Source organism: Streptomyces sp. NPDC050759 (genome assembly GCF_044456945.1).
Taxonomy (GTDB): domain Bacteria; phylum Actinomycetota; class Actinomycetes; order Streptomycetales; family Streptomycetaceae; genus Streptomyces.
The window spans coordinates 1-12995 of record NZ_JBITGI010000038.1; the positions used below are offsets into that span (position 1 = coordinate 1).

At 71.8% G+C, this 12995-nt stretch carries 7 protein-coding genes; 4 read left to right on the forward strand and 3 right to left on the reverse strand.

The window, feature by feature from the left end; all coding sequences use genetic code 11:
• The first annotated feature begins 699 nt into the window (after positions 1 to 699).
• On the forward strand, positions 700 to 3954 hold the full coding sequence (locus ACIBJB_RS47305) for a BTAD domain-containing putative transcriptional regulator (protein ID WP_398940364.1): 3255 nt from the start codon (positions 700 to 702) through the stop codon (positions 3952 to 3954).
• Here the strand turns inward: ACIBJB_RS47305 and ACIBJB_RS47310 are convergent.
• Positions 3949 to 5886 carry a sigma-70 family RNA polymerase sigma factor gene (locus tag ACIBJB_RS47310; protein WP_398940365.1) on the reverse strand — a complete coding sequence of 646 codons (1938 nt, stop codon included), beginning with the start codon at positions 5884 to 5886 and terminating at the stop codon, positions 3949 to 3951. The two genes, ACIBJB_RS47305 and ACIBJB_RS47310, sit on opposite strands and share 6 nt — an antisense overlap.
• 259 nt (positions 5887 to 6145) lie before the next feature.
• The gene (locus tag ACIBJB_RS47315; RefSeq protein ID WP_057609398.1) at positions 6146 to 6928 is read right to left on the reverse strand and encodes a TetR/AcrR family transcriptional regulator; all 783 of its coding nucleotides are present in this window, start codon (positions 6926 to 6928) and stop codon (positions 6146 to 6148) included.
• A gap of 374 nt (positions 6929 to 7302) precedes the next feature.
• On the opposite strand from ACIBJB_RS47315, the gene ACIBJB_RS47320 reads away from it, so the two are divergent.
• Positions 7303 to 8682, forward strand: a complete 1380-nt coding sequence (locus tag ACIBJB_RS47320; protein WP_398940367.1) for an NAD(P)/FAD-dependent oxidoreductase — start codon at positions 7303 to 7305, stop codon at positions 8680 to 8682.
• 220 nt (positions 8683 to 8902) lie between these two features.
• Positions 8903 to 10558, forward strand: coding sequence for a SpoIIE family protein phosphatase (locus ACIBJB_RS47325; RefSeq protein WP_398940368.1), 1656 nt, complete (start codon positions 8903 to 8905; stop codon positions 10556 to 10558).
• Positions 10559 to 10636: 78 nt separating this feature from the next.
• On the opposite strand, the gene ACIBJB_RS47330 is transcribed toward ACIBJB_RS47325, so the two are convergent.
• Positions 10637 to 11893, reverse strand: coding sequence for an MDR family MFS transporter (locus ACIBJB_RS47330; RefSeq protein WP_398940369.1), 1257 nt, complete (start codon positions 11891 to 11893; stop codon positions 10637 to 10639).
• A gap of 134 nt (positions 11894 to 12027) precedes the next feature.
• Here ACIBJB_RS47330 and ACIBJB_RS47335 point away from each other — a divergent pair, with 134 nt between their 5' ends.
• On the forward strand, positions 12028 to 12576 hold the full coding sequence (locus ACIBJB_RS47335; protein WP_398940370.1) for a MarR family winged helix-turn-helix transcriptional regulator: 549 nt from the start codon (positions 12028 to 12030) through the stop codon (positions 12574 to 12576).
• Positions 12577 to 12995: the final 419 nt, after the last annotated feature.

Genomic DNA, 12995 nt, shown 5'->3' on the forward strand with positions numbered 1-12995 from the left:
CGGCGGTTGCTGTTGATTGAGCAGTACTGGGTAACGGACGCCGGCCGCTGCGGGCGGACACCCCCCACCCCGTCCCCTTGCCGCCGTACGCGGCTAACGGCCCGTCGTGGCGCGCGGTGCGGCAGACGGTCCGTTGTGGAGCGCGTGCGGCAAACGGTCCGTCGTGGCGCGCGGTGCGGCAGACGGTCCGTTGTGGAGCGCGTGCGGCAAACGGTCCGTCGTGGCGCGCGGTGCGGTCGACGGTCCGTCGTGGCGCAGGTGACTGCAACTCCCCAGGGGCGCGGGGAACTGCGCGGCCAGCCCCCACCGGCCGGTAGCCGCCAGACAACCCGCCCCGGTGAGCGGTCCGTTCTGGCGCAGGTGGCTGCAACCCCCTAGGGGCGCGGGGAACTGCGCGGCCAGCCCCCACCGGCCGGCAGCCGCCCCGACAAGCCGCCCCGGTGAGCGGTCCGTTCTGGCGCAGGTGGCTGCAACTCCCTAGGGGCGCGGGGAACTGCGCGACCAGCCCCCACCGGCCGGCAGCCGCCCGACAACCCGACCCGGCACCCTCGTAGGCGTCCGGCCCAAGCCCCGCGCACGCGGCCCGCGGGGAACTGCGCGACCAGCCCCCACCCGCCCGACAAACCGCCCCGGCACATCCTGAGGCGCCACCCCGCGAAAAGGCGCAGCCGATGTCAGGAAGCCGGTGACAATGAACCGGTGCGGTACAGAATCCTGGGTGTGACCGAGGCGGCGGACGATCACGGCGCCGGCATACCCCTCGGCGGCCCCCGCGTGCGGACCCTGCTCGCCGCCCTCGCCCTCCGCCCCGGCCGTACCGCGAGCCCCGAGACCCTGATCGACGAGGTCTGGGGTGAGGAGCCGCCCCAGGACGCCCCGGCCGCCCTCCAGGCACTGGTCGGCCGGCTCCGCCGTACCGTCGGCAAGGACGCGATCGTCTCCGAACCCGGCGGCTACCGGCTGGCCGCCACCGAGGACGACGTGGACCTGTATGTCTTCGAGCGCCTGGTCCGAGAAGGCACCGCCGCCCTGGCCCACCGGGACGCACGGACAGCCGCACAGAAGCTCACCGCGGCCCTCGCCCTGTGGCGCGGCGACGCCCTCGCCGACCTCCCCGACCGCACCGCCGCGACCCGCCCCGAGACACTGCGCCTGGAGGCCACCCGGGCCCGGATCGAAGCGGATCTGCTGCTCGGCCGTGCCCAGGACGTCGTACCGGAGCTGAAGGAGCTGACGGGAGCGCATCCGTACGACGAGTCGCTGCACGTTCTGCTCATCCGTGCCCTGCGCGACAGCGGTCGGGGCGCAGATGCCCTCGCCGCCTACGAGACCGCCCGCCGGGCCCTCGCCGACGGACTCGGCACCGATCCGGGCCCGAAGCTGCGCGACCTGCACGGCGAGCTGCTCGCGGCCCCTCTCAGCCGCCCCCGTGCCCAACGCACCGGCAACATCCGTCCGCGCCTTACCTCTTTCGTGGGCCGGGAACCCGAACTCGACGCCATCCGTTCCGAATTGCACAGGGCCCGCCTCGTCACCCTCACCGGACCGGGCGGATCCGGAAAGACCCGCCTCGCCGAGGAAGCCGCCGCTGGGCTCCCGCAGGCGTGGCTGGTCGAGCTCGCCCCGCTCGACCGGCCGGAGGCGGTGCCCGGCGCGGTGGTCAGCGCGCTCGGTCTGCGCGAGACCGTGCTCATGACCACCGAGCTGGCGGCCCCGCAGGACGACCCGATCGCCCTGCTGGTCGAGTACTGCGCCCAGCGCAGCGAGCTCCTGATCCTTGACAACTGCGAACATGTCATCGAGGCGGCGGCCCACCTCGCGGAGACCCTCCTCACCCGCTGCCCGGGGCTCACCGTCCTCGCCACCAGCCGTGAGCCCCTGGGCGTGCCGGGCGAGTCGGTGCGGCCGGTCGAACCCCTCCTCCCCGACCAGGCGCACCGCCTGTTCGCCGAGCGCGCCGCCGCCGTCCGTCCCGACGCGACCGCCGTGCTCGCCGACCAGGAGGCCGTCGCCGAGATCTGCCGGCGCCTCGACGGGCTGCCGCTCGCCATCGAACTGGCGGCGGCCCGCCTGCGCCTGCTCACTCCCCGCCAGATCGCCGACCGACTCGACGACCGTTTCCGCCTGCTGACCTCCGGCAGCCGTACCGTCCTGCCCCGCCAGCAGACCCTGCGGGCCGTCGTCGACTGGTCCTGGGAGCTGCTGGACGAGCGGGAACGGACACTGCTGTGCGAGGTGTCCGTCTTCGCGGGCGGCTGGGAGCTGGAAGCGGCGGAGGCCGTGTGCACCGGGCCGGCCGCGGAGCTTCTCGGCGCGCTCGTGGACAAGTCCCTCATCGTGGCCACCCCACGCGAGCGGGACGGCTCCGACGGCATGCGCTACCGCCTGCTGGAGACCATCCACGAGTACGCCGTCGAGCGCGCCGCCGAGCGGCCCGAGCTGCGCGCCGCCGCCGAGCTCCGGCACCGCGCGTGGGTGCGCGCGCTCGTCGAGGAGGCCGAACCACAGCTGCGTTCGGCCGGACAGCTCCCGTGGATCTCCCGTCTGGAGACCGAGCTGGACAACATCCGCGCGGCCGTCGACCGCACGCTCACCGCGGGCGACGAGGCGCAGGCCGGTGACCTGGTCCTCGCCATGGGCTGGTTCTGGTGGCTGCGCAACTACCGCCGCGAGGGAATGACCTGGGTGGACCGGATCCTGCGCCTGGGGGTCGCTCTGGACAGGGCGGCCACGCACCAACTCCGGTCCGACGGCGAAGCCGAGGACCCGATCGACGCCTACCTCACCGCCCCGCACATCGAGACGAACCACCCGGCGCACCGCCGGCGCATGAACCTGCGGATGCTGCATCTCTTCCTCAAGGCCGAGACAGAGTCCATGGACGGCGACCTGGACCCCCGAATGCGCCGCTATGTGCAACTCGTCCGCGACCACTTCGCCCAGGGCGGCCCCGACGCCGCCCGCCTCCCCGGCATCGTCTGGCCCATGATCGGGCTCATGCTGAAGGACGCGGTGGACATCCGTCCCCTGATGGACACGGCCGTGGCCCACTGCCGGGCCCATGGGGACGACTGGGCTGTGGCCGTCACCCTGATGTTCCGCACCCACCTGGTGGTCGACTCCCCGGGCGGCCTGGCCGGTGTGGACGACGACCTGGAGGAACTCCGGGTGCTCAGCCGCCGCGTGGGCGACCGCTGGCTGCGCGCCCAGGTCAGCAGCGCGGCCGGCGAGGCCGCCATGGCCCGCGGCCGCCCCGCCGAGGCCAAGGAGGAGTACGAGGAGGCACTGCGGCTCGCCTACGAGGTGGGGGCGTACGGCGAGACGCCGTTCCTCATCGCCCGGCTCGCCGAGGTCGCCTACCGCACCGGCGACCGCTCCACCGCGCTGACCACCTTGGACGAGGCGAGCGCCGCGGGTGACCGGTACGGCGTCCCGGAGACCCGGGCGTTCGTCAGGCTGATGTGGGCCCACATCGCCCTTGAGGACAAGGACACCGCCCGCGCGCGTGAGTTGGTCGACGCGGTGCGCGAGCAGGTCGGCGAGTCACCCTCGCCGCCCCAGTTCACGGTGATGCTGAAATCGGTGGCCGCGATGGTGACGGCCGCCGAGTCGGGCCCGGAGCACGGCCTGCCCCTGGTGGCGGACACCGTCCGGGAGGCCATCGAGAAGCGGTGTTCCGACATGGTCGTGGCGACGCTCGTAGACGCCGCGGCGGCGCTGCTCTGTGACCTCGGCGACCTCCCGCGCGCGGTCCGGCTGATCGCCGCCGCAGAGCGCTGGCGCGGCGGCGACCCGCGTCCCCACCCCGAGCGCGTGGAGGCGGAGCGAGCGCAGGCCACCGCCCGCACCGGCCTGGGCCCCGTGTGCTACACGGCGGAACACGCCCGGGGCTCGGCACTCACCCCGGAGGAGGCCCTCGCCGAACTCGAAGAGGCGGCGCAGGCGCGGCTATGAACACCTGAACTTCGACTCCGCCCAGTCCGCGAGCATCAGGTCGTCGAAGGGGCTGTGCGGCTCGACCACCAGGCGTACGGTCCTGCGCCCGGCGAGGTTCACCTGCACGGGCACGGCCCGGTCGCCGCCCTCGACCAGCCCCGACCTCCACAGGCGCACCCCGTCGGCGTAGACGGAGAAGTACACCTTGCCGAGGCCCAGCGTCATGTCGTCGACGCCGACCATCGCGTCGTAGGAGGTGCAGGCGCGGTTGAGGTCGATCGTGACGGAGGAGCGGCCGTGCACGGTCACGCCGTGGGCGTACTCCTGGTCGGCGACCGAGACGCCGTAGCGCTGCCACACCCAGCTGCTCTCGCCGATCCGCATCTCGGGCTCGCTGCCGTCGCCGGAGACGTCGTAGGCCAGCTCGCTCCACTGGTAGACGGCCGGAGGGGGCGGGGGAGTCGGCGCAGGGGTGGGCGTGGGGGTGGGCTGCGGGGGCGGTGTCGGTTTCGGGGTGGGGGTCGGCGCGGGAGTCGGGGTGGGCTTCGAAGTGGGTTTCGGGGTCGGTGGGGATGTGGGGGTCGGTGTCGGCTTCGGGGGCGGTGTGACCGCGACGGGGATCACGGGCGGCGCCGGCTCGGGCTTCTTCGGGGAAGGCGTGGGCGCGGGGTCGGCCGGCTCGACCACCGGCACGGACGCGGGCGGCTTGGCGTCCGGCTTTCTGGCCGGGCTGTCGTCGCCGATCAGCGCGAGCGCCACCGCGGCGGCGGCCACGGTGACCACACCGGCCGCGATACCCGCCTTCACCGGCGCGCCCAGCCCCTCCGAGGCCGCTGCGCCACCGGCTCCCGCCCCGCCCGAGGAGCCCCCGCTCGCCGCGGCGGCCGCGCCCGCGGCACCGGCCGCTCCCGCCCCGGCGCCGCCCGCGATGAGTCCGATGGCCTTGGCGTACCCGGCGGCCCCGAACCAGCCGATGACCGCGATCGGTACGACGGCCGGGATACCGCCGGCGACTTCCTTGATCTGGCCCGCGGCCAGCCGGCACTTGACGCACTCCTCCAGGTGCTTGCGCAGACCCCGTTCGGCACGGGTGCGCAGCCCGCCGCGGGCGTAGGCGCCCAGCCGGTCGGCGTAGCGGGCGCACTCCTCGTCGGCTGCGAGGCTGGCACTGACGTGGGCCTGGAGGTACGCCTGCTTGAGGCCCTCGCGGGCGCGGCTGGCCAGCACACGCGTGCCGTTGGCGTCGAGCCCGAAGAGCGTGGCGACCTCGCTCGGCGACTCGTCCTCGACCTCGGTGTGCCACAACACGGCCTGCCAGCGCTCGGGCAGCGACCGGAAGGCCTGCATGGCCATGGACTGCTCGGCCACGTGCATCGCGCGCGCGTCGGCCCCGAGATCGAGTGTGTCGTCGTCGGAGACCTCGGACGCACGCGTGGCCTGCGCGGCGAACACCGCGAAGTCCTCGACGAGCTGCTCCCGCCTCGCCGACTTCGTCCAGCCGGCGGCGACGCGGCGGATGCTGGTGAGCAGATAGGGGCGTACGGCGTGCTCGGGGCCGTGACCGCCGCGTACGGCCTGCAGCATGCGGGCGAAGACCTCGGCGGTGAGGTCGTCCGCCGTGTGGCCGTCGCGGCAGCAGGTGCGGGCGTAGCGGCGCACCGCCCCCGCGTGCCGCCGGTAGAGCGCCTCGTAGGCCGTGTCGTCGCCGGAGCGCATCCGATCGATCAGATCGGCGTCGGACGGCGGCATCTCCCTGGGCGGCGGCAGAACGCCGCCGTCCTGTCGCCGGTCGCGCTGCGCCGGGACGCTGCCCTCGACGGGTTCGCCGCCCTGTGCCGGGATGCCGCCCTGCGGGATACCGGCGCGACCGCCCTGACCCGGCACCTGTGGGGTGCCCCCGGCTTCCCCGTCGCCCTCGCCAAGGGGTTCGTTCCGCCCGTCAACGCTCATCGCGGAATGCCCCCGCCGCCGGCCCAACCAGTCCCGAACACCGGGTCAGAGTGCCATATTGGCTTTTGGTCAGTGCCCTCCCGTACGGAGCATCCACTCATCCGTGGGGACTTCCCGCACGGCAGCACTGAGGATCACCCGTCCGGGGAAGACTCAACTGTCGCGGCTGGGGCAGGAGTTGATTCTCCCGCCCGGAAAGCCTCGGAATCTTCCGGGGTGCGGACGCCGAACGACCGCACCCCGCTGTCACCCTTTCGAGTCACACCGGCCGGGACCGCAACCCCTCCAGCAGGATGTCCAGCAGCCGCGCCGAGGCGGCCGCCTGCTGCGCCGCGTCCGGCAGCGAGGGCGCCGCGGTCGCGATCACCAGCAGGACGTCCGACACCGACACGTCGGTCCGCAGCTCACCGGCCGCACGTGCGCGGTCCACGAGCCGGCCCACGACCTCGAGCAGCGCCGCCGCCCCGGCGTCGTCGTCGGCGGAGACCATCGGGGCCTCCTCCGGCACCAGCCGCAGCTCGCCGGAGCCCGGAGTCGTCCGCTGCTGCGGCACCCGCGTCCCGTCGTAGCCGTCGGTGCCCTCGTCGGCGACCCCGACCCGCAGCACCTGCGGCGGCAGCAGCCGCCCGGCACCGGACGCGACCGACGTGCGCAGGAATCGCGACAGCGCCGACCACGGCTCGTCCTCCTGGCCGAGCGCCGCCCGCGCCTGGTCGGTCAGCCGGGAGGTCTCCTCCTCGGCTATCCGCCGGACCAGGACGTCCTTGCTCGGGAAGCGCCGGTACACCGTGCCGACACCGACCCGGGCGCGCCGCGCCACGTCCTCCATCGGCGCGCCGTAGCCCAGCTCGCCGAAGACCTCGCGCGCCGCGCGCAGTACGTGTTCCAGATTGCGCTGTGCGTCCACGCGCAGCGGGGCCGAACGCGATCCGTCACGTCCGTTGCCCGCCGCGCTCATCGCCGAACCCATCGCGCCGCCCATCGCCCCGCCACCGGGTGCGATGGCGGACGCGGTAGACCAATGAGAATCCTGAATGTGCATAAATGTTCCCCCGGTAATGACGTCTCCCCCCGGAGACTCTCCCCGCCATCGAAAGCCGGAGCGTGCGGAACAAGCCCGTTTCGCGAGTCCGCCCGTCGCGGACCCGGAGCGCATCCCCCTACACCCCGTCGACACACGAACATAGTTGAGTGGGGGTCAATTCAGAAGGGGCAGGTTCCGCACGGAGCGCCCCCCGATCGGAGTACGGGTGGCAAACGCCCCGATTGCACCCCGTCCGCCCGCCCGGCGCACACCCGTTGACCTGCGCACCTTCCGCGCACTCCGGACATCCGGCCAACCCGGCGCGCCGATGAACTCCGGTCACACAATTTGTCGAGGCTGTGGACAAACTCAAGCGACGGGTGCGTCATGGGATGGTGAAGGAACGTGCGCGCATTCTGGTTGTCGGCGGCGGCTACGTCGGGATGTACACGGCTCTGCGTCTGCAGCGCAGGCTGAAACGGGAACTCGACCGGGGCGAAGTGGAGATCACGATCGTCACGCCCAACCCGTACATGACCTACCAGCCGTTCCTGCCCGAAGCAGCCGCTGGAAACATCTCCCCGCGTCATGTCGTCGTACCACTGCGCCGCGTCCTCGACCGCTGCCGTGTCGTCGTCGGCGAGGCCACCGCGATCGACCACGCCAAGCGCACGGCCTCCGTCACCACCCTCGCCACCGAGGAGGAGCGGACGGGCGGCGAGCACATGTCGTACGACGAACTCGTCCTCGCCCCGGGTTCGATCGCGCGCACGCTGCCGATCCCCGGACTCGCCGACCACGGCATCGGGTTCAAGACGGTCGAGGAGGCCATCGGCCTGCGCAACCACGTCATCGAGCAGATGGACATCGCCTCCTCCACCCGCGACCCCGCGATCCGCGACGCGGCTCTCACCTTCGTGTTCGTCGGCGGCGGCTACGCGGGCGTGGAGGCGCTCGGCGAGCTGGAGGACATGGCCCGCTACACCGCGCGCTACTACCACAACGTCCGCCCCGAGGACATGAAGTGGATCCTCGTCGAGGCCTCCGACCGCATCCTTCCCGAGGTCGGCGAGGACATGGGCCGCTACACGGTCAGCGAACTGCGCCGCCGCAACATCGACGTACGGCTGAACACCCGCCTGGAGTCCTGCGTGGACCGCGTCGCCGTCCTCAGTGACGGCAACCGCTTTCCCACGCGTACGGTCGTGTGGACGGCCGGCGTCAAACCCAGCCCCCTCCTGGCCGCCACCGACCTCCCCCTCAATGAGCGGGGGCGGCTGAAGTGCACCCCCCAGCTCACCGTCGACGGCACCACGCACGCGTGGGCGGCCGGAGACGCGGCCGCCGTCCCCGACGTCACCGCCGAGGAACCCGGCAAGGAGACGGCCCCCAACGCCCAGCACGCCGTCCGCCAGGCCAGGGTCCTCGGCGACAACATCGCGCACGCGCTGCGGGGCGAGCCCCTGGAGACGTACTCCCACAAGTACGTCGGCTCGGTGGCCTCCCTGGGCCTCCACAAAGGTGTCGCGTACGTCTACGGACGCAAGCTGAAGGGCTACCCTGCCTGGTTCATGCACCGCGTCTACCACCTCAGCAGGGTCCCCACCTTCAACCGCAAGGCCCGCGTCCTGGCCGAATGGACCCTGTCGGGGCTTTTCAAGAGGGAGATCGTCTCGCTCGGTTCACTCGAACATCCCCGAGCGGAGTTCGAACTCGCGGCTGGTGGAAAGCATCCTCACGACCCGACGAACGACCCGAAGGGGTCGTCCTGACCGGACCGAGGAACTCCACGGACCGCCCCGGCGTCTGACGAATGTCGCCCGGTAGGTCACCCTGCCAGACTGGTGCCCGACTTCGGGCGGGCAGCCGCCCGCCCCTCGAACCAAGAGGTTTGCCCACCGTGCTGCACTCCCGGGCTGCCGTCCCCAGCCCACCGGCCGGGCCCGGAGCCGGCCCGAAGACGCCGAAGACGACGACACGAGGCAAGGATTCGTGAACTTCACGCGCTGGAGCGCCCGCCTCCCCGGAACGCAGCGCCGCGCCGCAGCGCGGACCGACGATTTGGTCACCGAGGACCGCCTGAGCGAGGGCGCCGTCCCGGCGGCCCGCGCCGAACAGCTGACCGTGCCGGTCCCCGCCGTCGACGAACTCCCCGTACGTGAGGTCCTCGACCGTGTCCCCGCCCTCGTCGCCCTCGTCCACGGCCCCGACCACCGCCTCGCCTACGTCAACGACGCCTATGTGGTCGCCTTCGGCCTGCGCCCCACCGGCGAACCGGCCCGCCGAGCCCTCCCGGAGCTCGACGAGATCGGCCTCCTCCCGCTCCTCGACCAGGTCCTGCGCAGCGGCAAGCCCCGCACCGTCAAGTCCCGCAAGGCCCCCGACGGCCGCTCCTACACCTTCACCTGCACCCCGGTGACGGAAGGACACGGTGGTGGTGGCGGTGGCAGCGGGGGCAGCGGGGTCCTCGTATTCGCGACCGACGTCACCGACCACGCCGAGGCCGCCGAGCGCCTCCGGGCCAGCGAACGCCGCCAGCGCGAGACGGCCGTGACCCTCCAGCGCAGCCTGCTCCCCCAGGAGCTCGAAGAACCGGACGACCTGCGCATCGCCGCCACTTACCTGCCCGGCGGCACCGAGGCCGCGGTCGGCGGCGACTGGTACGACGTCATCACCCTCGGCGGCGGCCGCACGGCCCTGGTCATCGGCGACGTCATGGGCCGAGGGGTCCGCGCGGCGGCGGTCATGGGCCAGCTCCGCACGGCCGTCAGGGCGTACGCCCGCCTGGACCTGCCCCCGCACGAGATCCTCCAGCTCCTGGACGGCCTCGCCATGGAGATCGACGCCAACCAGATCGCCACGTGCGCGTACGCCATCCACGACCCGAACGAGGGCAAGCTCGTCTACGCCTCGGCCGGTCACCTGCCCATCCTGGTCCGCGACGAGAGCGGCGTCGTCCTGCGCGCCGACGAACCCACCGGCCCGCCGCTGGGCACCGGCGGCTGGATGCACGCCTCGGGCTCCATCCCGCTCGGCCCCGGTTCCACGGCGGTGCTCTACACGGACGGCCTGGTCGAACGCCGTGACGAGGACCTGGACGAGGGCATCGCCGCGCTCGAGCGCGCCCTGGCCGGCGCGACCGGCACCCCCCAGGTGATCTGCGACCGCCTGGTCCGCTCGGCCGGCGTCACCGCGGAACACGACGACGACGTGGCCGTCATGGTCATCCAGCACCCGGCCCACACGGGACCCGACGGCGAACTCTTCCGCAACGCCGCGTTGGAACTGCTGGGCGGAGTCGAGGCGGCGCCACGCGCGCGTGCGTTCGCCTCCGGCGTGCTGACGAGCTGGCGGTTCCCGGTGGAGCTGCATGATCTGGGCGTGCTGGCGGTGAGCGAGCTGGTCGCCAACTCCCTGCAGCACGGAACCCCGCCCATGCGGTTGCGGCTCCGCCGTACCGACCGGCGACTGATCGTCGAGGTGACGGACGGGGACGACCATCTGCCCCGGCGCCGGCGGGCGGAACCCGGTGACGAGTCCGGTCGGGGGATCGCCATCGTGGCGACCATCGCGTCGAACTGGGGGTCCCGGAGGACGCCGGGGGGCGGGAAGGCGGTCTGGTGCGAGTTCGTGCTCCCGAAGGGGTAGCGCCGTAGGGGTGCGGATCGCTGCCGGGCGCGGGTTGTCTGTCCCGGCAGCGCAGTTCCTCGCGCCCCTGGGGTGCAGCTAGGCGGCCACGGACTCCGTCGTCGCTCCACCCTGGGCCACCACTCGGCTCTTCCGTAGTGACGGCTGGTTCTGTACGGGGGTCAGCTGCCTGCCCAGCCGTACCGCCAGGTATGTGATCCCCAGCGAGAACAGCAGGAACGTCACGATGTACGGGGCGTGCAGCGAGGCTCCCATCGGGCCGCCCACCGCCGGGCCGACCGCCAGGGCAAGCTGCTTCACCAGGGCGAAGGCGGAGTTGTACTGGCCCGCCATCCCCTCCGGCGCCAGATCGGCGACCAGAGGGGCCACCGTCGGCGACAGCATCGCCTCGCCCAGTCCGAACAAGGCGTACGTCGAGACGAAGGCGGCCGTGGCCATCTCCTGGCTGCCGTGCCCGAGGCCCGCGTAACCCGCCACGATCCACGCCACGGACCAGATGATCCCGACCGCGGCGATCACCCGTGACCGCCTCCGCCGCTCCACGAACTTCAGCACGGCGAACTGCGCCACCACGATCATCGCGGTGTTGGCGGCCAGAGCCGTCCCCAGAGCGGAGGGGGAGATGCCGGCGGCCTCGACGCCGTAAGCGCTCAGCCCGGATTCGAACTGTCCGTAGCAGGCGAAGAACAACACGAAGCCCAGCACGCACAGCTGCACCATGGCGCGGTTGCCGAGCAACTGCTTCCAGCCGCCCTTGGCGGACTGGGTCGGCGCACCCTCGACACGGGGCGCGTGCGGCAGCCGCAGAGTCGCCATCACCACCACCAGCAGCAGGAACACCGCCGCCTCGATCGCGAACAGCATGGTGAAGGACGTGGCGCTCGACGTGTCGACGAGATGCCCACCGATGAGACCCCCGACGCCGAGTCCGAGGTTCTGCAGGAAGAACTGCGTCGCGAAGGCCCTGGACCGCGTCTCCGAGGTGGAGCAGTCCACGATCATCGTCGCCAGCGCCGGCTGCATGACGGCCTGACCGGCCCCCAGCGCGGCCGCCGACAGCAGCACGGTCTCCGCATGGCCCGCGAGTCCGAGGCTCAGCGCCCCGAGCGCGGCCGTGATCAGGGCGACGAGCAGCACCGGCAGCGGGCCCCGCCGGACGATGGCCCGCCCGGCGAACGGCAGCACGATCAGTGCCGCCACGGCGAAGACGGTGAGGACCAGCCCCGCCGTCATGGCCCCCAGGCCACGCACCTGCGCCACATAGACGTACAGGTAGGGCACGGTGAAACCGAGCCCGAACGCGCTGAGTGCGTTGCCCACGTGGATCCGGCGCATCGCTGCGCCCCTCGCCCTGGTCACGTTCACCTCTCTCACTAGTTAGGAGTGAAGACTTCAAAGCTAAAGTTCGAACCTGAAGAGTACATAGTGAAGGACTTCAAGGCAAAGGAGGTGCGTGCCATACTGCGGCCATGGCCGAGACTCCTGGCGTCCCCGAGCCGACGCTCGACGAGCAGATCGCCGCCTACCAGCGCGAGTTCCAGGACCTCGACCCCCAGGTCGAGCAGATCGTCTCGGCGCTCTCCCGTCTGAACCGCCGTATGAACGTCGCCTACGGCCGTCAGACCGCAGATCTCGGCATCAGCAACGCCGAGTGGGAGGTCCTCAAGGCCCTCGTGCTCTCCGGAGCTCCCTATCGGATGGGTCCCAGCGATCTCGCCAAGCGCCTCGGCCTCACGCCGGCCGCGATGACCCACCGCATCGACCGCATGCTTGCCGAGGGACTGGTGACCCGGGAGCGGGACGAGACCAACCGCGTCCGCGTGATCGTGGAGCTGACGGCGGAAGGCCGCGAGAAGTGGCTGGAGGCGATGCGCCTGGCCACGGTCTTCGAGGAGGACCTGCTCCAGGACCTGTCCGCCGAGGAGCGCAACACCCTCGGGGACGTCCTCACCCGGCTTCTGCGTAGGGTGGAGCACGCACAGCCGGACTCCGGTGGGCGGCTCAGCGACCTCGACTAAAAGATCTTGACAGAGGGTGCTTGACAGCCACTTGCCGGATCCGTAGAGTTCTTCGGGTTGCCACGGAGACGTAACGGTTCTGTGGTAGCGCCTCCGCCGCGCAAGCGGCCACTCAAACCACAAGAACGATCTCCCAGCCGGGATGAATTCGGTGTGCCCGAATTCAATTCGATGGAGTGCGGCCCTCGATTTGGGACCGCAGCGAGAGTCCGCTAGGGTTTGAGACGTCGGAACGGCCCAACGGCCGGGAAGACAAGCCCCGCTGACTGGGAATCAGGCCCGAAAGGATCTGATAGAGTCAGAACCGCCGGAAAGGGAAACGCGAGAGCGGGAACCTGGAAAGCACCGAGGAAATCGGAACCGGAAACGGTCTGATAGAGTCGGAAACGCAAGACCGAAGGGAAAAGCCCGGAGGAAAG

Coding starts and splice junctions, on each gene's coding strand:
- ACIBJB_RS47310 (WP_398940365.1), bottom strand. CDS start 5,886: ATGAGCGTTGACGGGCGGAACGAACCCCTTGGCGAGGGCGACGGGGAA.
- ACIBJB_RS47330 (WP_398940369.1), bottom strand. CDS start 11,893: ATGCGCCGGATCCACGTGGGCAACGCACTCAGCGCGTTCGGGCTCGGT.
- ACIBJB_RS47335 (WP_398940370.1), top strand. CDS start 12,028: ATGGCCGAGACTCCTGGCGTCCCCGAGCCGACGCTCGACGAGCAGATC.
- ACIBJB_RS47315 (WP_057609398.1), bottom strand. CDS start 6,928: ATGCACATTCAGGATTCTCATTGGTCTACCGCGTCCGCCATCGCACCC.
- ACIBJB_RS47320 (WP_398940367.1), top strand. CDS start 7,303: ATGGTGAAGGAACGTGCGCGCATTCTGGTTGTCGGCGGCGGCTACGTC.